Here is a 24,291-nt window from a genome sequence, read left to right on the forward strand (position 1 = left end):
CTTATTTTGCATAAATCTTGCGAAATTTACTTTTTGGATCCAATAAAATTATGCATCAAAAAAGACCCTGCCACAAGTTTCCCCATAGCAAGGTCTTTTACAAATTTCCCTTTCAACTTATTCCTGATCCAGGGAGCCTTTCTTTGCAATTGTTTTTGTATAAGCCAGGATCAGAAGACCGCCGACTACAACACCTGTGATGGTGTTTGAAACAGCGGCGAATGCACCCTGTGCAAATACTTTGTTTGCCGGTTCAGCATAGATTACAATGTCAAGTACAGGTGCAACAACTACCCATCCTACAACATGTGCGATCACGTTTGCAACTGTGAAAACGGCAACTTTGCTTTTTCCGAAATCGCCTTCCTGAACCTGAAGCTTCTTGGCGAACAGACCGATCACAACACCTACAAATGCAGATGTGATAACCCAGCTCCACCATGGGCTTCCACCCCAGGACAGGTCGATCAGTGTATGTCCGATGAAACCAATGAGTCCGCCTGCAACCGGGCCATACATTGCTGCAAGAAGTCCAAGTACTGCGTACTGAAGACTGATGTTTGTGTTCGGAACCGGACTAGGGATCGCCACAAAGCGTCCCAGCACAAAGAACAGTGCTGCACCGATACCGATAGCAACTACGGTTTTGATACTATTGTTGTTTTTCATAGCTCTTTCCTCCTACTATGTGTCTTACTAGAGCGTGTTTGATAAAGGCTTTCTGCAAGATGTGCGTCACAATTTGCGGGAATGTTTTTTCAAGCAGGCTCTAACACGCTATAGTATACGCTTTATTAAGAGCTTGTCAATCTGAATCCACAGTATTTCAGCCTTTCACCGGAATCTTAAACACAATTTTCGTTGCGGGCTGGGCTTCTGTTACGGCGATGCAGGGCATATGACCGTCTTCAGGAGCGTAGAAGCCGAACATTCCAGCCTCCAGAAGAGTGTATCCCTGCTCCGGACCACTTTTATAGAAAATAATGTCAGCTTCCGGGGTGCGGTCATCCTCTACGGTAAGCTTGCGAAGAGATGCCCAGTAAATTTTCTCAGTGCCTTCTACAATGTACTGAAGGTCGCAGTATTTCTTATGGGATTCCATCTGTGCACCATCCAGGGACTTCGTGGTATATTTCTGAACCAAGGCAAAAATGCCGTTTTTTAGGTCGTATCTGCCTTCTGGAAGGTTCTCCTCTTTCTGTTTTTTGATAAACTGCTGAACCATGTCAGCGTAATCTTTAAATTCCTCATATGTATTCAGTTTGTCTGCGTAATCTGCAATCATGATAAATCCTCCTGTTATTTTTTACTGCTCTTCATACTCACAAATATAACTCTGCCCCATCATACCATAAGGCTTCAGCACCTTCCCATCCGTATGGAACATTCCCTCGGTGCGGAAATCAGCCCAGCTGATTCGGCTGCAGCCGGTGTAGGACTGGTGGAATGGGCCGAACATGTTTCTTGGACTTCCGGAAACTTCAATTTCCAGAGTATTCTCTTCTTTTTCGAAAAGACCAGTTACATCTGTGACACAGTTCTTCTTTTCGAAATGAAAACCAGCTTCCTTTCCATTTACTCTGACTTTCAGAAGGGTACCTCTCCACTCACTCAAATGAAGAAGAACCTGCTTATCGGAAATCAACTGTGGCACCTTGTACTGGTAAATCATGCCCCCAGGATAGTTTACATAACCTTGCATACTCCAGTCGCCCGTATGCAGAATTTCTTTTTCCCTGGAAATATTGCCAGACATATCTACGGCGAAATTTCCAATTACGAATACATCTTCCAGTTCCCGCTTTTGGTCGTAACTGCCTTTTATGGTAATCCGATGCACCCCCTTACTCAAAGCAGGAAGTCCGAAGCAACGCATGTCTTTGTCAATAAACCATTTGCCGGTCTGCGCACATTTCACACCATCGAAGTAAACTTCCAGGTCATAAGGCTTCTCAATTACAAAACTGCATTCACTGGAAATGTCTTCTGCAACATTAAACCGGAAATGCATGCCAAATGGTGTTCCATCTGCCGGATGTGGCTGATCCACCCAGGTATATCGCTGGGGTGCGCCGTTATAGTAAACCTGCTGCATGCACAATTTCTCACGAATTTCCTTCTGCGCCTGCCAGATTTCCATCTCTGCGGACTCATAGACGCTTCCTGCTTCTGACAGTCCGCTGCCATGTCTGAATTCTGATACCTGCTCTACAATTGCGTCGAGATCTTTATCTTCCACCATAGCATTTCCGTCACAAATTTTATTTGCTGAAGCAGTCCCCAGCTCATAAGTACATTTATCTATCGTCAGCACATTCTCCATAGTTCTTCTTAATTTCGCATCCGGACCGAATGTAGCTAATACGGGATCTGTGTAATGCGGATGTCTGTATGGGAATGTGGCAGCTTTGCTCACTGTCATTTCATGCACCGCATTTACGCCATCCAAAACAGCCGCCAAGTCCACAGCAGTAGTGTCTTCCTCAATTCCACATTTGTTTTCAACACTATTTATCTCTTTAATAATCTGACCAGCCCCTATTATTTTCTTCACAAAATAAATTCGGCTCATCCCCGTCTCGAATGTCCTGGTAAAGCAAACGCCCTCTCCATCTGCAACAGTTTCCACCTCACGAACTTCTCCGGTCAGCGGGTCAAGCTCTTCCACAACGTTCCCGCAGTCAAGTTTTATGTAAACCTGATGTGCATTGTTCCGATCGTGATTTGTCAGGAAAAGAATATGTCCATCTTCTGTCTTTCTCAGCATGGAAAGAATCTCCCCATCTTCTGCGCCGCTGGCATTTCGCACAGTAAAATCTTTTCCGGTGCATTTCGCCACAGCTTCCGTCAGCTCCCATTCATACTCAACCGTATGGACAAATGCTTCCTCATCTAAAACATCCCGGATATCACCATATTTTCCACACACTTTCCTGCTGTCAGATTTCTCTTCATTTACATCCTCACTGTCTATTTTTTTATCCCATCTCTTAGCAACGCATATCTGCTTACTACCAATCCGTTCTCCTTCAACCATCACCGGATACGGCTTCAGCCAGATTACCGTTCCGCCGGCTGCAAGAAATTCCTTCAGTAGCTTCACCGTATTTGCAAACAGATTGCTCACTCCCGGAACCACAACCACCTGATAGCTGCACTTTCCTGCCACAAACATTCCATCCTCAACCTTGCCGTCCTGCTCCAACAGGATCTCATCTCCAAAATCAAAATCCACATGCCCTGCAGTCAGCGCTTTCGCAATCCGATTGTAATATTCACCCTTTCGATTCAAAGCCGTAATATGCTCATCCAGCCATCCCATATTCATTTCCAGATGATTGAAATCCTCCGCCCGGTCACTACGACACTCGGTCCAGATGCTGGAAATCGGATGGATCATCAGCACCTTCCGCACCGGTTCACCCTGAGAAAGACACAGCGCCAGACGACCAAAATAATTCTCCATCTTATCATTGTCATCCCACCAGGTATTCTGATAGTTGAAAACCGGCGGATAGTCCCTCTTCCTGCAGCCAGTAATGGAATACAGGGCAAGATGCTGACAACGTCTCGTAATTCCAAGCGCGAACTGCCAGTCTCCCAGCCATTTCTGAGTAGAAAAATCCAGCTCCCAGCCAGTGCAGCCGTAAGCCTCACTGATGGTCATGGAGCGGTCATACTGATGCGCCACACTTGCACACTGCTTCACAGTCAGATACTCATCTGTCTGCGCCCCCAGAAGATCAATGCCCGGATTGTGCAGATAACGAAGCTGAGGCATAGCCGCGCCGCACACACGTGTCTGATAGCCCAGGTCGTTCTCATATAAAATATGTCCTGTAGTACGAAGCCCCCGTTTATCACACCACTCATAAACCTGCTTCATATAGCTTTCTTCGAAACGCTGCGCCACCGTCTTCCAATAATCATGACGGATCTTCTCCGCCCCTTCCCCATCAAAAAACAGATAAGGCAGCTTCTCCTGCGGATCATATCCTCTCTTTTCAATAAAATACTCTGTAAATCCAATACTCCACGGAATCCACGGTCTGCCTTCATGGAAAACGCTGAAGAAATCACAGCAGTTTGGTTCATCTGTGAAAAATCCTTTCACCTCTTTTGGAAAACTTCCGCCAAACACTTCCTCATAATGCTCATGTGTCAACTTCAAAAATGTCTTCACGCTCTCCGGATTCAAATTATCCGGCGGCATCAAGCCGTTGTACCACTCGCTCTTATCAGAAATCTCCTGACGCAGAAGCAGAATCTCTTCATCAACACCGCAAGCTTCAGCAGCTTCCTCATAAGTCAGATATTCTTTCATCCTCTTAATAAATCTGCCGTCCGCCGTCGTCTGAATCACATAAACACCCTGAAGAAACTCTGTCTCCATAGTTTCTTCCACTGCTAAATCTTCACTGCCGTTCCTGCCAGACATGGAATTTTCGTCTGTGCTTCGATTCTCGCCACACATTATCGAATCCGAGTCCCCAGTAACTGTCCTTTCTTCCTCGTTACTTAACTTCGCCGGTACCGCCAGCTCCCCGGCTTTCCCGCACTCCATCGTCAGCGCCCTGGCTGTAAACTCCGCTGGATTCACCCTGCTGACCATACCTCCTGCAGCCCCCGACGGCCATTTATCCTCATCATATATCCACAACTCCAGATCATTTTCCCGGGCTTTATCCACACAGAACTTCACATCCTCCATCCACTCTGTGGAAAGATACTCCGTCTCCAGCCCTTCACGGGAATGAATAAAAAATCCCCCCATCCCCGCCTTCTTAAATCCCTCTATCTGCTCTCCCAGATTCTCCTTCTGAAGTCTGTCATTCCACCCCCAGAAAGGAGCACTCCGATACTCCTTCGGCGGATTCTCAACCAATCCCTTTACCTTATCCAATGTGCCCATCCTTATGTCCTCCTCTTATAGTCCCACATTACATTATTGTTCTAAATTCCCTATTCCATCATCACCAGCACCGTCGCTTTTATTGTATCCATTCGTTACCAATACACAGCGTTTTCGCAACTGATATTCCTAAGCGGGGCATTTCCAGGTGCGCCCTTAACGGAGGCGAGATCCACTGCTTACGAAGACTTAATCGTGAAGGCTCTCCTGAACGATTTAGTCGTAGTTAGCAGTTAGCTCGCCGCAGTGTTGCACCGCCCCGCGTGGAATATCAGCTGCGAAAGTGCGTCCGGGTAACCGTGCCTCCCGATACAACAAAAGGGACTGCAAAACAGTCCCTTTCATACTACCCAAGTTCATATTTTACATGAAGTTGTTAGGTATAAACATAATAATATCCGGTACATAAGTAACCAGGAACAACAACCCGATCATAATAAGTACCATTGGCAAAATCTCACGTATAACACCCTTGATCTTCGTTTTTCCAAGTCCCGAAACAATAAACAACAGCATACCAAATGGCGGTGTGGAAAGACCGATCATCATGTTCAGGCAGATCACAACGCCGAAATGAACAAGGTCAATGCCCATAGCCTGTACCAGTGGAAGAACCATTGGTACAAATACCAGCTGGATCGTACTTACATCAAGTACACAGCCAAGAAGCAGGAATACGATGTTTACGATAAACAGGAAAATGTACTTGTTATCTGTGATTCCCATAACCAGGCTTGCAACAACTCTCGGAACCTGCTCCAGAGAGATAATATAAGAGAACAGCATGGAAGTTCCGCAAAGGAGAGCCAGTGTAGCTGTGTTGGCAGCGGATTTCTTTATGATACCCCAAAGCTTTTTCCATCCCAGTGTTTTGTAAATCAGTGCAGAAATGATCAGTGCGTATGCAGAAGCAACAGCACCAGCCTCTGTAGGAGTACAGATACCGGAATAAATTCCACCAAGAAGAATAACAACTGTAAACAGTGCCGGAAGAGCCTGCAATGTAGCTTTCAGGAACTCTCTCTTGCTCATGACCACACCAGCCGGATAATTTCTCTTATGAGAAATAAACGCAACATAGATCATAAGAAGAATGGCAAGTAAAACGCCAGGAACCATACCTCCCATAAACAGCTTACCAATGGAAGCACCGGATAACATAGCGTAAATAACCATTGGAATACTTGGCGGGAAAATCGGTCCTACCGTTGCAGAAGCGGCTGTAATGGCACAGCTGAACTCTGCATCATATCCCTCTTTTTTCATCTGGTCGATCTCCATCAGACCAATACCGGAAGCATCTGCGATAGCAGAACCGGTCATACCTGAGAAAATAAGGGAAATAAATACGTTAACCTGTGCTGTACCACCTTTTAATCTTCCAAGAAGACCATTACAGAAAGAGAACAGCTTGTCCGTTACCTCACCTTCATTCAGCACATTTGCCATGAAAATAAACAGCGGCGCTGCAAGCATGGTATAGTTTGCAAACATGTTACCAGTGATAACGGTAAATACCTGGCCCAGTTTGTCCGGAGCTGCAAGCAGAAAATATGTAATAGAAGCTGCAAGCATGGAAAAAGAAACAGGCATACGGATTATGAAGCAGATCGCCATAACCACAAACAGCATAATAATCGGCATACTCATGATTCTTTTCCTCCTTCCTTGTATTCTTTAAATGCATTTTTGATATTGATACAGGTTCTGACGATGATCTCAGCCAGCATATACATAAATGGTGCAAAAACAACTGTATATGGAAGCTTCAGAACTCCTGTTACCATTTTCTTTCCAACCATGGACTGGAAACACGGTACAAAACAGGTTACCAGCAGGATTAAAAGAAATGTATTGTAAACTACTTTAAAAATAAACTGGGTACGAGGTTTTACAGCATCGTAAACCAGACCAAATACTACGTGTTCATCAGCTTCCATTGCCTTACCAACGCCGAAGAACATGGTCCACATGTAACCCAGAACAGATACCTCATAACTCCATGTTACAGGGGTTTTGAAAAAATATCTGGATACGATTGTTACCATAAAGGTAAGGAAAATTACCAAAAACGTAATGTTTGGGATAAAAACGCCAAGGAAATCGACGATCTTTTTCCCGATCTTTTTGAAATTATCCACAGTTTCCTCTCCTCTCAGATTCACTTTTCTGCCATCGGTTTGTTCCCTTTTGCAGACACTACTGCAAAAGGTTTCACCTGTGCAGACAGGCAAAAAATCTGTTCTTTGTTAAAAAGCCCAGGCCGTACACACAGCCTGGGACTTTTCTTTGTTATAAGTCAGACAGATGTCTCAAGTTTTGCTGTCAATTCATAGCTGATCACTATGTCTTGCCTGTTGTCACGACAATTCGTTTTACTCTTCTGCGGTTGTTGTATCAGCCATAGCCTGGATTTCGTTGTAAAGATCCATATCCCAGTCTTTGATCATATCTTCGTTTTCCATGTACTTAGCCTGAACTTTTTCTTTAAACTCGTTGATGTCAGGATATGTAACAGTAAGTCCCTTCTCCTCAAAGAATTTGATCAGTTCAGCTTCTCTGTCAAGTCTTGCTGTATCGTTTACGTCTCTTGCATATTCCATAGCCTCAGTAACAGCTTCCTGCTGAGCCTCTGTCATGCTGTTCCATGTGTCACCGTTGATACATGGCATGATGGAGTCAACAACGTGGTTTGTGATTGCGATGTATTTTGTTACTTCATAGAATTTTGCACTCTCGATACTTGGAAGCGGGTTATCCTGTGCATCTACAGCGCCAGTCTGAAGTGCAGTATACAACTCACTGAAGGAAAGTGGTGTCGGGTTTGCACCAAGTGCCTCACCAAGGAACAGCCATGCTTCGGAGTTCGGCATACGGAGAAGTAATCCGTTCATGTCATCGTAGCTGTTGATTTCTTTCTCTCTTGTGTTGATTACACGGCTTCCAAGATAGAAGCTGGAAAGAGGTTTGATGTTCAGTGTCTCTTCAATCTGTGGACGGATCTTGTTAAGTCCGATGTCACCGTTGAGAACGCTTGTCATATGCTCATAGGAGCTGAACAGATATCCGGAAGCAAACATGCTGTAGGACGGAATCTGTGTTGCAATTGTCGGGAAGGAAATATATGCCAGATCTGCATCTCCGTTAAGAAGAGCATCAAACTCGTTCTCGGAAGAGAACAGAGAACCGTTGTCGTAGCATTTACATGTTACGGAACCACCGGATAATTCCTCTACTTTATCTGCAAACTCATACATAGCCTCTGTATGGGAGTCACCGCTTACAGATACTGATGTAAAGATCAGCTCTACTGCCGGGTCATTTGCTGCTGCAGCATCTGCTGCCTGTACACTGATGCTTCCTGTTAACAGCATTGTTGCTGCCATAGCTGTTGATAATACTGCTGCCATTAATCTTTTTTTCATTCTCTCATCCTCCTGATTTTTACACACTATGTGTTTTTGTTTCCTTTTTTTCACGTATATTTGTAACCCCAATTACAAATCTTAAGAAATACCTTTCAGCCGGCCTCACGGTCCCCACCGTTCCGGCAGTTATCTCTGATTACTTTCCAAAAAAGCTCTTGCGGAAGGTCTCTGTGATCGCACAGAACTCTTCGATCTCTAATTTCTTGCTTCCTGTAAGAAGCTTATAATCCTGTCTTCTTGACTGAAGTGTCATCGGCACACCTACCAGATTCATATGGTATTTGCTGTTTACCGGATATACCTGGCACTCAACCATGGAAGCAGCGCCAAGGAAGTTCATAAGCTCCTGTGCTTTCTCCGGCTGCTCTTTATAGTTCTTGCAAAGCCATACATAAAGATCCGGATGGAAGTTTGCCATAACTCCTGAGTATCCTGCACATCCCATTTCCATGCTGCGAAGAAGTGTTGCTGCATTTGCATTGAAGATCTTTAATCCGGTGCCCTCAACTGCTTTGCATTTTGCTTCCAGCTGATCAAGATCACAGCAGGTGTCTTTCAGGAATGCAAATTTCTCAGTCTCTGCACACCATTTGAGAAGCTCTGGTGAAAGAAGTCTCTTGTATGGTGCCGGGCACTCATAAACACCGAACATATCTCCATCAATGTGATCCAGAAGATATTCAATATTTTTCTTAGCTACATCTTCGCTCTCGTTCTCTTTTGCAAACTGATTGGAAATGAAAACATATGCATCTACACCGGCATCGATTACAGTCTGAGCTTCGCGGATCTGATCCTCTACCTTCTCAGCGCAATGTCCGGAAGCAATTACTCCCATGTGCTTTGGTGTATTATTGATAATAAATTTTGCAAGCTCCACTCTCTCCTGTGGGCTCAGCTCAAACATTTCACTGGACTGACATACTGCGAAGATTCCGTCAACACCGTTCTTGTCATACCACTCAATGATTCGAAGGACTGCATCATAGTCGATCCTGTTGTCCTCTGTAAAAGGTGTGATCATAACCGGCCATACGCCGCCTGCAATTGTTTTTTTCATGCTCTTCTCCCTCTTGATGTTTACTTGTTGCTGTTCACCGGTAACGTTCCGCGATGTGTTTTTATGAACGGAATGAACAACAACATTTACTATCCACTGCAACCGCGCAATTGCTTTTCAACTGTGACTATAGTATAATATAAATAATTTAAAATTGCTTTCAGCAAAATATTTAGTACTATTTTATAACTTTGTACGAAAAAGAATACAAACCAGCAAAACATAGTGCGGTAAACAAAACAGAGTTACGGTTCACTTCGTTCACAGTAACACACTTCGCGGAACGTTACCAGTGAACAGTAGTAAAACAGACTGCAACACAATAATTCACGGACATAAGAAGAGGCGACTTGAATGGAACAGGAAATATTTGACGATTACATATGGAACGAACATAAAAAAATATTAACAGCAGATAAACATAAGATCCCGGGGCTTAGAAATCTTTCTCATTTTACACCTATGGCACCTGGCGTTCCGGTTCCTCTGCATTATCACTCTGATATCATCGAGCTTCATTTCATGGTGAAAGGCCAGCGCAAGACTTACGTTATGAAAGGCGGCGTCCGCACCAGCTACTGTGCTACCGGAAATAACCTTTTTATCACCAGACCTTATGAGCTTCATACTACAGGACATATTGCCCAGAACCGCTGCGAATTTTTTGCAATGCAGCTGGATCTGAAGGAGCACGATAATTTCCTTGGTCTGAACCAGCATTACAGCAATATTTTGTGCCATCGGCTTCTGAATATGGATCAGCACCTGTACCATGTAGGCAGTTCCCAGATTTCCATGCTGCGCACTGCTTTTAACCTGATTTCTTACGGAACAGAAGGCGACTCCATTGCCGGTGTCCAGTATCTGACCTGTGTACTTGCCAGTCTGAACTACCTGACTGCAGTTCCAGCCCAGGAAGAGATCAATGAACAGCTGAACAGTGACATCGGACATGCGCTGAAATACATTGAACAGAATATTGAAAACCCCATTACACTTCAGGAGCTTGCCCAGGCATCCAACTATTCTCTTTCCCGTTCTAAAGCCAAATTTAAAGAGGAACTGGGAATTACCCCTGCTGAATACATTACCCTCCAGAAAATGGACCGGGCACAGATGCTTCTGAAGACCACAGATGATTCCATTACAGACATTGCTTACCAGCTGGGCTTTTCTTCCAGCAATTACTTCTGCTCTGTTTTCAAAAAAACTCTGAGCTACAGCCCGGCGGCATACCGCAAAAGTTTTTCCCAGTCATAGAAAATGCTGCAAAATCATTGCAAAAATGATTTTGCAGCATTTTTTTATTCCGCGTCCAGAGCGTGTTTGAAAAATCATTCCCACAATCTGCGCTCCCTGCTTTGCGGTATATTTTCCCTGATTCAGCTGCGGCAGCTGAATCAGGGCTTAATACTCTTACTATTCACTGGCTTTTCAATATCACCTTTTTAATTGATTGCAAAGGTCTGCTGTGTATCATAAAATCCGTCCTGATACATAACATAGATTTCATAATTATCTGCATTCATTCCCTGAAGCGGCACCGGAATGTTTTCATAGAAATCCAGATAGGTGTCCATATGCAAACGAACCTCTGTTGTATCATAAACATAAGTGTTCTTCTCCCCTTTGAAAATGATCTGGGAGATCTGATGATCATAAGTGCCTATATAGAGCACTTTTCCTGTGATGTTATATGTCAGGGTATCTGCCGGAAGCACCTGGTCCGGCTTCTTGTTCCACAGCCATTTCCAGGTCTTCACCGGCTGCCATAATTCTCCTTTGATATAATTTTCATCCAGCTCCATAGGACTTGCAAGATCGTTGTAATCAATCCGCATTTCCTCTGCACGGTAAAAAGTTTTCTTAAGACAGTACTGATTCAGAACCTTCTCTGTATCGTAGTCAAACTCGTAGGTCATTCCCTTCCAGCCGTTTTCTACATTTGCTGCATGACCGCACATTCCGAAGAAATGATTGCTGTCAGCCTCATAAATCGCTGCGGATGTGATCTTGGACCATACCGTAGGAATCTTCTTAATCTGCTTCACAGTACCTTCTGCTTCATTTACAGAATATACCAGCAGGTAGGATTCCTCTGTCTTGTCATAATAGTCGATGTCTTTCTTCCTTCTCCACAGGAAATGGTTATCAAACATGGTGATTTCTATAGTCTGGTCATCGCCATCCAGATCTGTATCGATCTGATATGCTGTATGCTGCTGGAACTGATAAATGAAATCGCCATCTGCTTTCAGCACATATTTTTCATAGTCTGTGCCTTCCCAGAATCTTGGATCGCAAAGAATCCACTGGATTTCCTTGGTTGTCCAGTTTACCTTGATCACAGATTCCAGATTGCGGACACTGAGCAGAATAGTATCTGTCTCCGGCTGATAGGAAACCGTATTAATATGAGCCCAGTCAACCAGATTCTCGTATTTACATTTAATAATATCCTGAAGTTTCAGCTCATTTACCACCGCACCTGTCTGCCGGTCGATTTCCTCAACTTTATCTTCACAATGGCTCTGCATGGAGCTTGTAAGCACCAGAAGATTTCCGCCTGGCTCCTTCTCAATTACCTCATGATGACTTCCCCCGGAAAGATAATACATGTTGTAAGCTCTTCCCAGATAATCCAGCTCATAAAGATTGGTAGACTGGGGCTTCTCCAGGTTCGGAACATATCCGGCAGTATCCTGCCAGATCATTCTGCAGTTGGAAAGCATGTAAAGGCCATAATTTCCAGTCTCTTTGTTCATATACCAGCGAATATCTCCCATGCAGTCATATGCAAAAGGAAGATGAGTGCTCTGTCCGTAAACCATGGTCAGATCATATGCAGATTCTCCACTGGTCTCCACAGGTTCGATTACATCCGTAAGAGACTCTGGCAAAGCTTCTGTTGTAATAGTGATCTCCTGGGAATCCTTCACTCTGCCAGAATCATCCAGAAGTTCCAGTACTACTGTATTATCCTCTCCCGGATAAAGACCGATAATGGGCACTCTGTGTGAACTGGCCGCATCTATCTCTCCGCTGATGTCTGCTGCTGCAGTTTTTCCTTTCACAGTAAAGCGCACTCCGTACTCTTCTTCTGTGTCAAAAAGTACTACTGCAGTTAATGGGGAAATCTGATATGGGTTGAGAATAACCATGGGATCATCCCATGTATATCCATTTTCCTGCTCTGTCTGCAGCTGCTGGTCAATCTCATAGGAAGTTGCCACCAGTGTTTTCGCCTGAGGGATTTCAGTCTGGATATCATTCGCGGAATCATCGTTTTCCTGAATAGAAATCGTGTCATCCACATCCATGGTAACATTCAGCTTTTGACCGTAATAGCCATATTTTTTCTTCCGTTTTTCTTTTACAGAATAGGGAATTTCCTGATTGGTAAGTTTCATGTAAGTATTATAAATTCCCCGCCGCTTTTTCCAGCAAAGGCCTGCAAACAATGCAAGCAGCACCAGAAACAGAAGCAGAATGGTGATTTTTTTCTTTTTGCTCCATTTTTTCATACTGTAAGCTCCTCAAATTTTTGTCGTTATGTCCGTACAGGCTGCAAAGCCTGTAACGTCAAAATGGGTTCAAGGCTCTTGAACCCATTTTGACAAATTATATACTTATGCCTGACTGTACATATATCCCGTATTATAAAGAACACCGTCCAGTTCCAGGTAAATATCCCATTCCTGACCTTCCAGCCCGTCAACTGCCGTCCAGCCCTTAACTGTAACATTTGTTCCGTCATCTCCTTCAGAAGGAGTCTGTGTCAGCTGATAAGCTCTCTGGGACTCACCGCTTATCAAGATCATCTTTCCAGCCTGCAGATCTGTTGCTGCGGTCTGGGTCAGGAAGCTGCCGTTCACACTGATCTTGCTTCCATCCAGCAGGAAATTCCAGCCATCTGGCAAAGCCTCTGCGGTGCTCACATCAATGCTGCTTTCCTCATAACTTGTCTCTCCAAGAGAACCAAGCACCTCCGGAACTGCCGATGGATCATATTTTCCTTCTGTATAAAGGGGCATGCGGAAAGAACGATATGTCAGCGCATTATAAGTGTCACCGGAGATCGTCAGCTCAAAGCTCAGCTCTCCATTATCTACCTGATCAATATGTGTGGTCTTGGTCAGTCCCTGTACAAACATATCTTTCGGGTAATAATCACTGCGGTTTTCTTCATCGCTATGCAGGTGGGAGCCAGCTGTGATCCACAGATGATCCTGTGTTCCATCCAGGGAAACCACACCTGAAATCCAGTCCGAATACCAGTCGGCGCCTCGTTCTTTACCATACTCAGTTACCTGGGAAACGGTCATGTTCTCTGTATCAATCTGATAAACAACCGCACGGGAATATACGTTATCACCACTTACACGGTTATCGCCATCCACACGTTTTACCTTTGCAGTACCATTGTCAAAAAGAGCAATATCTCCATTATCCAGAATGGAAACATTATGCTGTGCATAGAACCATTCGAAATCTTCTCCTTCCGGAGTAAAGAAGTAAGACGGATTCACACCGTCCCAGCCTGTAGGATCTCCAAGGATCCATGCCAGGGATTTGTCCTCTTTATTCACTGCTACAATGGCGTCTTTGTGTCTTGCAGAAAGAAGGACCAGATCATTCTCTGCATCATAGGCAAGACCATTATTATGGAACCAGTCAGCTTCCTCACTTCCGTCTGAATCCATAGAAGCAGACTGTCCATCTTCCTGGCTGATGAGATCTTTCATGTCAAGCTCCCATACAACAGCACCGGTCTCGCGGTCAATTTCTACCACGTAGTCCTCAACTGTGCTTAAGTCCGGGCTGTCAGAAGCCACCAGGAGATTGCCATCCGGAAGCTCCACGAAATCGTGATGCTGGCCACCAGGAATCATGTATTCGCGGTAAATTTTTCCCAGAAGGTCGACTTCGATCATTCCTTCTTTATAATAGCTGCTCTTCAGCACATAGGATGCAGGCATGAGAAGATGCCCGTTCTCCAGCTGGTGAACTCCGAGAGTTCCGCCAATATTGGTAAAGAATCTGATATCTCCGTCCGCATCTACTCCATACAGGGTTCCCATAGTGGAGCAGACAAAAGTCAGGTTCGAATAATCGTAACTTGCCTCGCTTTTCATCTCTGTCTGGATTGTACCGTAATCAACACCTATATCTTCTGTGGTTACTTCAAAGGTAGCAGAAGTCCCATCATCCAGAGTGATTTCAACCTCTGTGGTATCATTGTTGTAAAGACCATAAATCGGGACGATATGCTCCGTTGCCTCCTCAAAAGTCCCCGTCACATCGTTCTCTGCGGATTTCCCTTTCACAGTAACAGTTCCGCCGCAGGCTTCCTCTGTGGAAAAAACGGCAACTGCACTTAAAGGGGACATTCCATATGGATTGACTACAATTAGTGCCTCATCAAGACTGTAGCCGTTTGATGCCTCCTGAAGAAGTGCTTCATCAACAGCAGTCTGCTGTGCAAACCGGTCAGTTACTTCCAGGGCTGCCGCCTGAGACTTGGTATCTGCTGTTTCTGCTGCCTCGGAATCTGCATCCCCTGCAGTTTCTGTTTCCGTCTCATCTGCAGTTTCAGTCTCTGCTGTGGCTTCTGCCGCAGGTTCTGTCTCTGCTGCAGTTTCTTCCTCTGCTGCAGTTTCTGTTTCTGCTGCAACTGTAGTAATAGAACCCGCTGTCATTGTCATCATTACAAGTATTGCAGCCAGTTCCCGATATCTTTTATTCTTCATGCCAGCCTCCTGTGCAATTTTATGATTTCTCAAACACGATCTAATACAAAATCCGCATTTTCATACCACCGTCATGGTAGCTGACGGATTGTCTGCATTTTCTATCATCCTTATAATGCGCAGTGATATTCCTCTGCCTCAAATGGATAGCTAAGCTCCAGACCTTCTGCATTCTCGTCAATCTCAAATGCGATCCAGCCCTCGTTGGAACCGAAATTCAAAGTGGTTCCTGCCATACGTGTCATACCAAGCTCTGTAATGAACTCATCATCCATTCTGCTGTATTCATTTCCTTCACTGTCAGTCAGCTTTAGATTCGCCCAGTCCAAAGTCTCCTTGCTGCCGTCTTTCTCGATCTTCAGCTTAATCATACAGAAGGTCTTACCTGCGTCAGCTTCCTTCTTGTAGTCGCTTGTCTCCACACCTGTATAGCCAAGTTCTACACTTACATTCTCAAGAGAGGAATTGATCTCCACATCTTCTACTGTAATATTCCATCCTGCTGCGGAAACAACCTCGCCGTATGCATCGCTATTTGCAGTCTTGGCTGCTGTACCAGCAGAACTGCCTGCTGCTTCTGTCTCCTTGCTGTCGGCCACCTCTGCACTGTCTGCTTCTGTTGAATCACTACTTGCAGAATCCTCACCTGTACTCTCTGCTTCTGCAGCCGTATCATCTGCCTCTGCGCTGTCTTCTTCAGCGGAATCAGTACTTGCAGAATCTTCACTTGTATCTTCTGCTTCTGTGCTGTCAGTCTCTTCCTTAGCATCAGCCTTGTCTGCGGCAGCTTCTGTCTTGGTATTCTCTTCTTTCTTTGTATCATTTGTGCCACCACAACCAGCCATTAAACCAGCCACCAGAACGGCCCCCATTACCTGTAATAAAACTTTTTTCTTCATTTTTTTACTCCCTTTATTTTTCTGGTATAACTTTATTTCCCTGGAGCATGTTTGAAATAAATATTCTGCAAAATGTGCTGGAATCATTTTTCAAACACGCTCTGGTCGTGTTATCAACTATTATAACATAGTTCCGCAATAAAGTAGAAACACTTTCTTAATATTGCCTGTAAAAATTTAAAAATTTAAAGCTTTACTGTTTCAACCATTTACAGCAACACGCTTCGCAAAATGTTACCAGTGAACAGCAGCATTACATCACTTAATTTTTATATTTTGTTCCAAATCATAAAATTCGTTCTGATATACAACATAAATCTCATAATCATCCGCTTCCATTCCCTGCAGCGGTACCGGAATGTTCTCATAGAACTTCAGGTAAGATTTCGTATGAAGACGGATGTCTGTAGTGTCATACACATAAGTATTTTTCTTTCCATGAAAAATAATCTGGGAAATCTGGTGATCATAAGCTCCTGCATAAAGCACCTGTCCGGTAAGATGTAATGTAATCTCGCCGTCTTCCAGTACCTGTTCCGGCTTCTTCTGCCAGAAGAACCAGGTCGCTTTTACAGGCTGATATAATTCTCCCATAATATAGTTGTCTTTTATTTCCATGGCTGCTGCCAGATCATTCCAGTCAATTTTCATCTCTGATGCGCGGTAATAATAGCTTTTGATGCTGAACTGATTGATCAGCTCTTCTGTATCATAGTCAAACTCATAGGTCATTCCTCTTCTTTTATCTTCAGAATCCTTCACATGACCGCACATACCAAAAATATGATTACTGTCAGCATCGTAAATAGCAGAAGAAGTGATGGTAGACCATACAGTAGGAATCTTTTTAATCTGTTTTACTGTCTTTTCTGCTTCATTTACAGCATAAACCAACAGATAAGATTCTTTTTCACCATCAAAGTATTTCAACACGTCAGACTTTCGTACTTTTACATAATGATTATCAAACATACTGACTTCTACCGTCTGGTCATCTCCATCCAGATCTGTTTCCAGCTGGTAGGCAGTATGCTGCTGGAACTGATAAACAAAATCCCCTTCCGGCTGAAGCACATATTTCTCATATTCTGTGCCTTCCCAGAATCTCGGATCGCAGAGTATCCACTGGATTTCCTTTGTCGTCCAGTTCAATTTGACTACAGATTCCAGATTTCGCGGACTGATCACAATGGTATCTGTCTCCGGCTGATAAGACACAGTGTTTAAATGGGTCCAGTCAACTCGGTCCTCATATTTCCCTCCAAAAATATCTTCCATTATCAGTTCATTTACAACTTCTCCGGTCTGTCTGTCAATTTCCTGGATTTTGTCCTCAATGTGACCTTCCAGAGAACTGGTCAGGACAAGAAGATTTCCGTCCGGCTCTTTTTCGATCACTTCATGGTGGTTTCCACCCGCCACATAGTACATGGTGTAGGCGCGTCCCAGATAATCCATCTCATAGAGATTGGTTGTCTGCGGTTTGTCCTGGGATGGCATGAAGGCTTCATTGGAAGCAACTATCATCCTGTTATTTGACAGCATGTAAATTCCAGAAGTAAATTCTCCGCTCATGTACCAACGGATATCTCCCATACAGTCATAAGCAAATGGGAAGGTTGTCCGCTGTCCATATACCATAGTCAGTTCAAATGCAGATTCACCGCTTGTTTTCACCGGTTTCACAGCATCATCCAGTTTATCCGGAAGTTCATCCGTTGTAATAGTGATTTCCTGGGAATCTGTAACCTTGCCTGATTTATCCAGAAGCTCCAGAACAACCGTGTTTTCCATTGCCGGGTAAAGACCGATCACCGGGATTCTGTGTGAAACAGCAGCTTCCACTTCTCCACTGATATCTGCGGCTTCCGTTTTTCCCTTGACCGTAAAACGCACCGCACACTCTTCTTTTGTGTCGAAAATAATCACCGCTGTCAATGGAGAAACCTGATAAGGATTCTGAATCACCATAGGCTCCTCCCAGCTGTATCCATTCTCCAGCTCGGCCTGCAGCTGCTGGTCGATTTCATAAGAGGATGCTATACGTGTGGTTTCTTTTGGAATATCTGTTTCGATCTCATTTGCAGAATCGTCCTTCTCAGTTATGTAAACCGGATTTTCCAGATTCATGGAAGCATTCAATTCCTGATCATAATATCCATATTTTTTCATTCTTTTTTCCTGGACAGAATACGGAATCTCCTGACCAGTAAGCTTCATATATGTATTATAGATTCCACGGCGCTTTTTCCAGCATAGAGCGGCAAATAACGCCAGTAAAATTAAAAATATAACTAATACTGTAATTTTTGTTTTCTTATTCCACTTTCTCATTTTCCCAAATCCCTGATTTCTGGAAGCTGAAGCCAGAACAGTACTCCGTTCTCCATATTTTGGACTCCGCAGCTTCCTTTATGTTTATTCACGATCTTTCGGACCACAAAAAGTCCAAGACCGATGTTACGTACTTCATTCTCAGATGTGACCGGTTTCTTCTTCTGGGAGGTTGTGTAAAAGCTGTCCCAGATATGCTCCATCTGCTCTTCTTTAATCCGCTCTCCATCATTGTAGACTTCCATGCGTATCTGCTTTTTCTCTTTCTTCAGAGTGATCCGGATCCGCTTTCCCTGCTCTGTGTGCTGAAACGCATTCATCAGATAATTGTTTACTGCTCTTTCCAGATACATGCGGTTTCCGTATGCGAAACAGTTCTTTTCGATTTCCTGTTCCACTTTGATCTCGTTTTTGCGGAACATGGCATCATATCGAAGAAGCAGATATTCTATCATTTCTGATACGTTTACACGACTCATTTCCATGGAACTCATCTGATTGTCCAACATGGAAAAATCAAGAAGCTCTCCTACCATTCTGGACATTTTGTCCAGTTCCTCGTGAATGGAGGAATAATAGTAGGAACGATCGATCTTATCTCCTGCGATTTCCAGCATTTCCACCTGGCTGGACACTACTGCAAGAGGTGTTTTTAATTCGTGGGAAATATTCGCCACAAATTCTCTCTGGCTTTCCAGAAGCTGATAGTCAGACTGCTTTGCTTTTTTCTCGGTACTTGCTTTACTCTTTTTTTCCAGAAAGTAACTTAATCCCACCATCAGAAGCAAAACAATTGCCAGATACAATCTGGTTCCTTCAATCACTTCCAGCACTGACTGCACATCTTTCCGCAGGTAGACATAGAATGTATGTCCATCCTGTATAATCTTCCCACGGAACATCAGAATATGCCTAGATTCCATGCGACGCTGTTCCAGAGTTCCTTCTTCTGTGTACTGGGCAATTTTGTTTTCTATGTACTTACGGGCATGCGTGGTCTTCAGAGATGATCTGGACGTATAAATCTGCTCATAATTTTCATTCGCAATTACAGTCTCAAATTTTTCTTTCTGATAATCACCAAGTGTTTCTTCGTCGTCCTCGCTAAGTTCCTCAAGATCCATGTCATGGATATCTTCATACAGCTGACGCATGATTCTGGCCTTTGATGAAGTATATATGGGATAGCAGCACACGCTATACAGCATGACTGCCACCGCAAAGGCAATAATCTGAATCCACAGAGCTTTCCCATCTCTCCAGAAATCTTTTTTAATTTTCATGGATGTCCTCCCCGAAGATGTAGCCAACGCCGTAAACAGTCCGGATATAATTGCAGCCTTCTCCCATTTTTTTCCGCAGCTGCTTCACCAGAGTGTCAATGGTCCGCACATCACCTGTGTAATCGTATTCCCACACCGCATTCAGTATGGTATCTCTGGGCAGAACAATTCCCGGATGCTCCATGAAATAAACCATCAGATCAAATTCCTTCCTGGTGGTGGGGATATGCTGCTCTTTGTAAAATAAAAGCTGTGCATTTACATCTGCCTGCAGATCGTTGTATTCCACCATAGTCCGCAGCTTCCCGGCACGCTTCAGCACCGCCTCAATGTGCATTTTCACAAGTGCCAGAGTAAAGGGCTTGGTGATATAATCGTCTGCACCTTTCTCAAATCCGCTCATCTGATCTGCCACGGCCGACCTTGCAGACAAAATAATAACCGGAACCTCCGATATTTTCCTGATCTCTTTCAATACGGTATATCCGGAAATATCCGGCAGCATAAGATCCAGAAGGATCAGATCCACCTTCTGCTTATTCTGGCAAAAATATTCCAGGGCTTTGTTCCCGGTCAGTGCTGTCTCTACTTCATAGTTCTGAATCCTCAGAAAGTCAGAAATCGTCTGTGCTAATTTCGGTTCATCCTCTACAACAAGAATCTCTATTTTTTTCACGGCTCTTTCCTCTCTCTTAAAGCCTGTCGCTAGAACGTGTCTGAAAAAGGCTTTCTGTATTTCAAACAGGCTTCAATGCTCTGTAAATCGTTGCGGTTTCCTATCAGACAGAAGCCACAATTTACTTTAATATAGTATCATGTGATTTTGATGGAAATATGAGAAAATAAGTTTTCTTTCGGCGCAGAAAAAACGAAAATGCCACAAAATCACCATTTCCTGTGACTTTGCGGCATTTTTTCTTAAGCAACCACTTCCAGATTCTGTTTTCTCATTACTCCCTAAAGGACTTCTATCTGGCAGGCTTTCATCGCTTCCAGCGCCCGCTCATGGCTCTCCGGCGTCACTCCGGCGCAGCAAAGAGAATCTACCATGATCGGTACCTCCGGCAAAAATGCTTTCAGCAGCATAGCGTTGGAAATCACGCAGATATCTGTGCAAAGCCCGACCAGTGTAATGCTGTCAATGGTCTCTGATTTATTAAATTCTTTCAGGACTTTTCCCAGAGTTTCGCTGCCAAAGGTTGGCTTATCAATGGGTCCGGACTCCAGAAGCTCTGCAATCTCCTCCCGGATCTCCCAGCCGTAGGTGCCGCGGATGCAGTGCTCTACAGGAAGCATTCTGCCCTCCTGGGTCTGCAGATAATCCCCGCCGTGAGTATCCCTGGTCGCCAGCACAAGACCATTGAAATTCTTCACTCTGTCCACCACATTAGGCACAATCGCTTCCGCCTCCGATGTTCCAAGCGCTCCGTCAATAAAATCATTCTGCATATCGATCACAACTAAAATATCCATATTTTCCCCCGTACTTCACATGTTTTTTGACAGAATTTTTCTCAATTCATCCCAAACGCCACATGTTTTTGTAAAACTTATTTAGATTAACTATACCACTTTATTGGAATTTCGTATACCGAAACGGTCAGATTTCTGAAAGATTTTAAAAATTTTCCAAACATTGCGGATAATAATGTTTTGATGAATCTCTTCGCATATAGTATAATACAATTAACAACCACAAAAATTTAACACCACTCACATACAAGGAGATTACCATGACCAAGGAGAAATTCCCTGCCCGCCAGGGACCAAGATACATTTTCTATTTTCTGATGCTCGCCATTCTTGGATGGTTCATTTTCATGCAGTTTTTCGGTGTTGATGAAAGAACTGTCAGCGAAAACTCTCCGTCCCTCCTCTATCCCGGAACCTTTACCTGGGAAAAATCTGACGGCACCACTGAAGAAATCACAGTTCCCGGTTCCTATGATGTTCCCGCAGGCGAAACCATGGTCATCACATCTACCCTTCCGTCAGATTTTGATGCCTCATCTATAGCGATTCGTTCCTCCCTGCAGGACGTAAACATATACATAAACGGCACCTTAAGAGAACAGTACAGCACCAGTAAAACCCGTCTGATTGGGAAAAATTCCGCCAGCCGTTTCATTTTCTGCTCCACCTCCCATGAAGATGCCGGAAAGGAGCTCCGCATTGAACTGACCACCTACACCTCCAACTATTCCGGTGTTGTGAACCAGATTTTTTGCGGAGATAAAGCGGACATCTGGCAGTTGATCTTTAACCATTACGGACTGGCCACTTACATCGCATTTTTCACCCTGTTTGCAGGACTGACCACCATTCTTTTCAGCCTTACCCTTGGTTTTGTGTACCACACAAGCTTTGACATGGAATATCTTGGCTGGTGCATGATAATGGGAGCAACCTGGATGCTGGGCGAGTCCAAAATCCGCCAGCTGCTGATTCCAAACTCATCTGCCCTGGCTTCCTTGTGCTTCGTTATGATTCTCCTTGGACCGATTCCCCTTCTGCTTTATGCAGACAATGTACAGCACGGACTTCACCGCAGGCTTTATCATATTGTAATCGGAATCTCCCTGCTGAATTTTACAGTCTGCTCTATTCTGGCCATAGCAAATATTGCAGACTACATTGAAACCCTCCCCCTGGGGCAGATCATACTGATAGGTACTTTCCTGATGGTGTTTATCCATCTTTGCCTCTACATCCGAAACAGAAAAAAAAGCCTCAGACCATCTTCTGCTCCTGGCTCATTTGCTCATTTTGCTTTGCGTTGCTGCTGAATGTATCTCTGTATATTTTGTCACATCCCTGTCCGGTCTTTTTATCGGCATTGGAATGCTCATTCTGCTGTTTGTCAACATTGTCCGGACTCTTCGAAGCATCCAGCGTATAGAGAATGAGCGCCAGCAACAGGAACTGGAACGCAAACAGAAGCAGACAGAGATCCTTTCTCTGCAAATGATGCAGACTTTGTCCACCACTATCGAGGCCAAGGACGAGTACACCCGCGGACATTCCTACCGGGTTGCAGAATATGCCGCACTTATTGCAGCCGAGCTTGGATGGTCTTCAGAGGAAATCCAGCAGTTAAAGCACGCCGCTTACCTTCACGATATTGGAAAAATTGGTATTCCGGATCTGATCTTAAACAAGCCCTCCAGACTTACAGATGACGAGTATAATCTGATAAAAAAAACATACCGTCATCGGTGCAGAAATACTGAAGGATATTACCTTTGTCCCTCATATTGTTGAAGTGGCCAGAAATCATCACGAACGGTATGATGGAAATGGATATCCAGACGGGCTTTCCGGTGTCGAAATTCCCATTCATGCACGCATCACCGCAATGGCAGACAGCTATGATGCCATGAATTCCCGCAGAATTTACCGAAATGCACTTCCTCCGGAAATGATCCGGGAGGAAATCAGTAAGAACCGCGGAAAGCAGTTTGACCCGGAAATTACAGATGTATTTTTAAAGCTATTAGATGAAAAGCGTGTTGTTCTCCACAATATCCGCACACAGGAAATAACAGCTCCACCAGAGGCTGACCACACCATTAACAAATTCATTTCAGAAGTAGTCAGCACCATAAAGAACCAGGAGGATTCAAAGAATTATGATTTCCTGACCGGTCTTCCTATGAGAAGCCTTGGAGAGCGGCTTATTGCAGAATTCATGCAGGAACATAACGGCTGTCTTATTTTCCTTGATATGGATAATCTGAAAAAAATCAATGACGTTTATGGACACATGGCCGGTGACCGCGCCTTAAGGAATCTGGGAACCCTGCTTTCACGCTATACAGCCAACGGTATTGCCTGTCGTCTTGGTGGAGATGAATTTCTTCTGTTTCTGCCAGACATAAGTGCTGAAAATGTGTCGAAACTAACGACACGGCTTTTCCACCACTTCCATTCCATCGCAGAAGCTGATCCTGAAATCAAAGATGCTGCTCTGTCTGCCGGTTTGTATATGTGCACTACCAGCGATACCTTTGCAGACTGTTATTCCAAAGCAGATAAGGCATTATACAATGTAAAGCAAAATGGTAAAAATCACTTTTCCTTTTATCATCAGATCAGTCATTCCTCTTCCGATTCACCAGGTACTGCCAGGGATCTTCAGCAGGTGGCAGACGCGCTTCGCAAAAGTGGCAGCTATGCAGGTGCTCTTGAACTGAATTACCGGGATTTTTCCAGGCAGTATGAATATATGCAACAGCTCATTATCCGAAGCGGAGGCCGCTGCTACCTGGTAATGCTCACACTGGAAGCCACTTCGGACACTCCCGCTCATATTGAAGAAATTGAGCAGACACTTTCCCATATGGAACAGGCTATCCAAAACACCATCCGGCGTGTGGATATCTGTACCAGATACAGTTCCATGCAGTATCTGATCATCCTGTTTCAACCGGTTGAATCTCAGATTCCCAATATTATGGAACGTATTTTTATGCAATACTATAGAAAGGCAAAAAGCACTAACTTTCTGCCCACATATAAATATCTGTCTATGGCAGAAAATAATATGGATACAAATCAAAAATAAAAGCTTCTGACAGATACAGGATTTTTCAGTCCTGTGTCTGATTCAGAAGCTTTTATTTTTG

Annotated in this window: 18 protein-coding genes; 4 read left to right on the top strand and 14 right to left on the bottom strand. The window is 44.1% G+C overall.

Annotation, left to right across the window (positions count from 1 at the left end; all coding sequences use genetic code 11):
- Nucleotides 1-117 precede the first annotated feature (117 nt).
- The 7 genes from ABHC48_RS04995 to ABHC48_RS05025 all read right to left on the bottom strand — a co-directional run bounded on the left by ABHC48_RS04995 (nucleotide 118) and on the right by ABHC48_RS05025 (nucleotide 9,400).
- Entirely contained in the window at nucleotides 118-669 is a 552-nt protein-coding gene (locus ABHC48_RS04995) for an ECF-type riboflavin transporter substrate-binding protein (RefSeq protein ID WP_118577901.1), read from the bottom strand.
- A gap of 157 nt (nucleotides 670-826) precedes the next feature.
- Entirely contained in the window at nucleotides 827-1,285 is a 459-nt protein-coding gene (locus ABHC48_RS05000) for a YhcH/YjgK/YiaL family protein (RefSeq protein WP_118577900.1), read from the bottom strand.
- Between the two features lie 21 nt (nucleotides 1,286-1,306).
- A complete protein-coding gene (locus ABHC48_RS05005; RefSeq protein WP_347505205.1) occupies nucleotides 1,307-4,912 on the bottom strand; it encodes a glycosyl hydrolase in 3,606 nt (1,201 codons plus the stop codon).
- A 363-nt stretch (nucleotides 4,913-5,275) separates the two neighbouring features.
- Nucleotides 5,276-6,562 carry a TRAP transporter large permease gene (locus tag ABHC48_RS05010; protein ID WP_148461351.1) on the bottom strand — a complete coding sequence of 429 codons (1,287 nt, stop codon included), beginning with the start codon at nucleotides 6,560-6,562 and terminating at the stop codon, nucleotides 5,276-5,278.
- Nucleotides 6,559-7,053, bottom strand: coding sequence for a TRAP transporter small permease (locus ABHC48_RS05015; protein WP_148461350.1), 495 nt, complete (start codon nucleotides 7,051-7,053; stop codon nucleotides 6,559-6,561). The genes ABHC48_RS05010 and ABHC48_RS05015 overlap by 4 nt, the downstream gene beginning before the upstream one ends.
- Before the next feature lie 234 nt (nucleotides 7,054-7,287).
- Entirely contained in the window at nucleotides 7,288-8,337 is a 1,050-nt protein-coding gene (locus tag ABHC48_RS05020; RefSeq protein WP_173717183.1) for a sialic acid TRAP transporter substrate-binding protein SiaP, read from the bottom strand.
- A gap of 139 nt (nucleotides 8,338-8,476) precedes the next feature.
- Entirely contained in the window at nucleotides 8,477-9,400 is a 924-nt protein-coding gene (locus ABHC48_RS05025; protein WP_118577896.1) for a dihydrodipicolinate synthase family protein, read from the bottom strand.
- Nucleotides 9,401-9,754: 354 nt separating this feature from the next.
- Between ABHC48_RS05025 and ABHC48_RS05030 the strand changes: the two genes are divergently transcribed.
- The gene (locus ABHC48_RS05030) at nucleotides 9,755-10,660 is read left to right on the top strand and encodes an AraC family transcriptional regulator (RefSeq protein WP_347505208.1); all 906 of its coding nucleotides are present in this window, start codon (nucleotides 9,755-9,757) and stop codon (nucleotides 10,658-10,660) included.
- Between the two features lie 188 nt (nucleotides 10,661-10,848).
- On the opposite strand, the gene ABHC48_RS05035 is transcribed toward ABHC48_RS05030, so the two are convergent.
- The 7 genes from ABHC48_RS05035 to ABHC48_RS05065 form a co-directional block, all read right to left on the bottom strand.
- A complete protein-coding gene (locus ABHC48_RS05035; RefSeq protein ID WP_347505210.1) occupies nucleotides 10,849-12,924 on the bottom strand; it encodes an aryl-sulfate sulfotransferase in 2,076 nt (691 codons plus the stop codon).
- A 105-nt stretch (nucleotides 12,925-13,029) separates the two neighbouring features.
- Complete coding sequence (locus ABHC48_RS05040; RefSeq protein ID WP_347505212.1) at nucleotides 13,030-15,150, bottom strand: aryl-sulfate sulfotransferase; 2,121 nt, start codon at nucleotides 15,148-15,150, stop codon at nucleotides 13,030-13,032.
- 110 nt (nucleotides 15,151-15,260) lie between these two features.
- The gene (locus ABHC48_RS05045; RefSeq protein ID WP_173718001.1) at nucleotides 15,261-16,049 is read right to left on the bottom strand and encodes a DUF4352 domain-containing protein; all 789 of its coding nucleotides are present in this window, start codon (nucleotides 16,047-16,049) and stop codon (nucleotides 15,261-15,263) included.
- A gap of 258 nt (nucleotides 16,050-16,307) precedes the next feature.
- Nucleotides 16,308-18,221, bottom strand: a complete 1,914-nt coding sequence (locus ABHC48_RS05050) for an aryl-sulfate sulfotransferase (RefSeq protein ID WP_195379348.1) — start codon at nucleotides 18,219-18,221, stop codon at nucleotides 16,308-16,310.
- Between the two features lie 158 nt (nucleotides 18,222-18,379).
- Entirely contained in the window at nucleotides 18,380-19,666 is a 1,287-nt protein-coding gene (locus ABHC48_RS05055) for a HAMP domain-containing sensor histidine kinase (protein ID WP_173717999.1), read from the bottom strand.
- Nucleotides 19,656-20,342 (bottom strand): response regulator transcription factor, encoded by a 687-nt coding sequence (locus tag ABHC48_RS05060; protein ID WP_148461343.1) that lies wholly within the window; start codon nucleotides 20,340-20,342, stop codon nucleotides 19,656-19,658. The genes ABHC48_RS05055 and ABHC48_RS05060 overlap by 11 nt, the downstream gene beginning before the upstream one ends.
- A 281-nt stretch (nucleotides 20,343-20,623) precedes the next feature.
- Nucleotides 20,624-21,139 carry a cysteine hydrolase gene (locus ABHC48_RS05065; protein ID WP_195379350.1) on the bottom strand — a complete coding sequence of 172 codons (516 nt, stop codon included), beginning with the start codon at nucleotides 21,137-21,139 and terminating at the stop codon, nucleotides 20,624-20,626.
- A 260-nt stretch (nucleotides 21,140-21,399) separates the two neighbouring features.
- Here ABHC48_RS05065 and ABHC48_RS05070 point away from each other — a divergent pair, with 260 nt between their 5' ends.
- The 3 genes from ABHC48_RS05070 to ABHC48_RS05080 are packed head-to-tail and all read left to right on the top strand — an operon-like array spanning nucleotide 21,400 to nucleotide 24,230.
- Nucleotides 21,400-22,452 (top strand): phosphohydrolase, encoded by a 1,053-nt coding sequence (locus ABHC48_RS05070; protein WP_243284485.1) that lies wholly within the window; start codon nucleotides 21,400-21,402, stop codon nucleotides 22,450-22,452.
- Nucleotides 22,433-22,927: an HD domain-containing phosphohydrolase gene (locus tag ABHC48_RS05075; protein WP_272066996.1), complete on the top strand. Its 495-nt coding sequence runs from the start codon at nucleotides 22,433-22,435 to the stop codon at nucleotides 22,925-22,927. The genes ABHC48_RS05070 and ABHC48_RS05075 overlap by 20 nt, the downstream gene beginning before the upstream one ends.
- Nucleotides 22,920-24,230, top strand: a complete 1,311-nt coding sequence (locus ABHC48_RS05080) for a diguanylate cyclase (protein ID WP_334285691.1) — start codon at nucleotides 22,920-22,922, stop codon at nucleotides 24,228-24,230. Before ABHC48_RS05075 ends, ABHC48_RS05080 begins: the two co-directional genes overlap by 8 nt.
- The last annotated feature ends 61 nt before the right edge of the window (nucleotides 24,231-24,291 follow it).

Source organism: Ruminococcus sp. 1001136sp1, assembly GCF_039841815.1.
GTDB lineage: Bacteria > Bacillota > Clostridia > Lachnospirales > Lachnospiraceae > Blautia_A > Blautia_A faecis.

Bases quoted from the DNA above. Each gene is read 5' to 3' on its own strand.
- ABHC48_RS04995 (WP_118577901.1), bottom strand. From the start codon at position 669: ATGAAAAACAACAATAGTATCAAAACCGTAGTTGCTATCGGTATCGGT.
- ABHC48_RS05005 (WP_347505205.1), bottom strand. From the start codon at position 4,912: ATGGGCACATTGGATAAGGTAAAGGGATTGGTTGAGAATCCGCCGAAG.
- ABHC48_RS05010 (WP_148461351.1), bottom strand. From the start codon at position 6,562: ATGAGTATGCCGATTATTATGCTGTTTGTGGTTATGGCGATCTGCTTC.
- ABHC48_RS05035 (WP_347505210.1), bottom strand. From the start codon at position 12,924: ATGAAAAAATGGAGCAAAAAGAAAAAAATCACCATTCTGCTTCTGTTT.
- ABHC48_RS05025 (WP_118577896.1), bottom strand. From the start codon at position 9,400: ATGAAAAAAACAATTGCAGGCGGCGTATGGCCGGTTATGATCACACCT.
- ABHC48_RS05020 (WP_173717183.1), bottom strand. From the start codon at position 8,337: ATGAAAAAAAGATTAATGGCAGCAGTATTATCAACAGCTATGGCAGCA.
- ABHC48_RS05030 (WP_347505208.1), top strand. From the start codon at position 9,755: ATGGAACAGGAAATATTTGACGATTACATATGGAACGAACATAAAAAA.
- ABHC48_RS05050 (WP_195379348.1), bottom strand. From the start codon at position 18,221: ATGAAAAAATATGGATATTATGATCAGGAATTGAATGCTTCCATGAAT.
- ABHC48_RS05055 (WP_173717999.1), bottom strand. From the start codon at position 19,666: ATGAAAATTAAAAAAGATTTCTGGAGAGATGGGAAAGCTCTGTGGATT.
- ABHC48_RS05040 (WP_347505212.1), bottom strand. From the start codon at position 15,150: ATGAAGAATAAAAGATATCGGGAACTGGCTGCAATACTTGTAATGATG.
- ABHC48_RS05070 (WP_243284485.1), top strand. From the start codon at position 21,400: ATGACCAAGGAGAAATTCCCTGCCCGCCAGGGACCAAGATACATTTTC.
- ABHC48_RS05045 (WP_173718001.1), bottom strand. From the start codon at position 16,049: ATGAAGAAAAAAGTTTTATTACAGGTAATGGGGGCCGTTCTGGTGGCT.
- ABHC48_RS05065 (WP_195379350.1), bottom strand. From the start codon at position 21,139: ATGGATATTTTAGTTGTGATCGATATGCAGAATGATTTTATTGACGGA.
- ABHC48_RS05000 (WP_118577900.1), bottom strand. From the start codon at position 1,285: ATGATTGCAGATTACGCAGACAAACTGAATACATATGAGGAATTTAAA.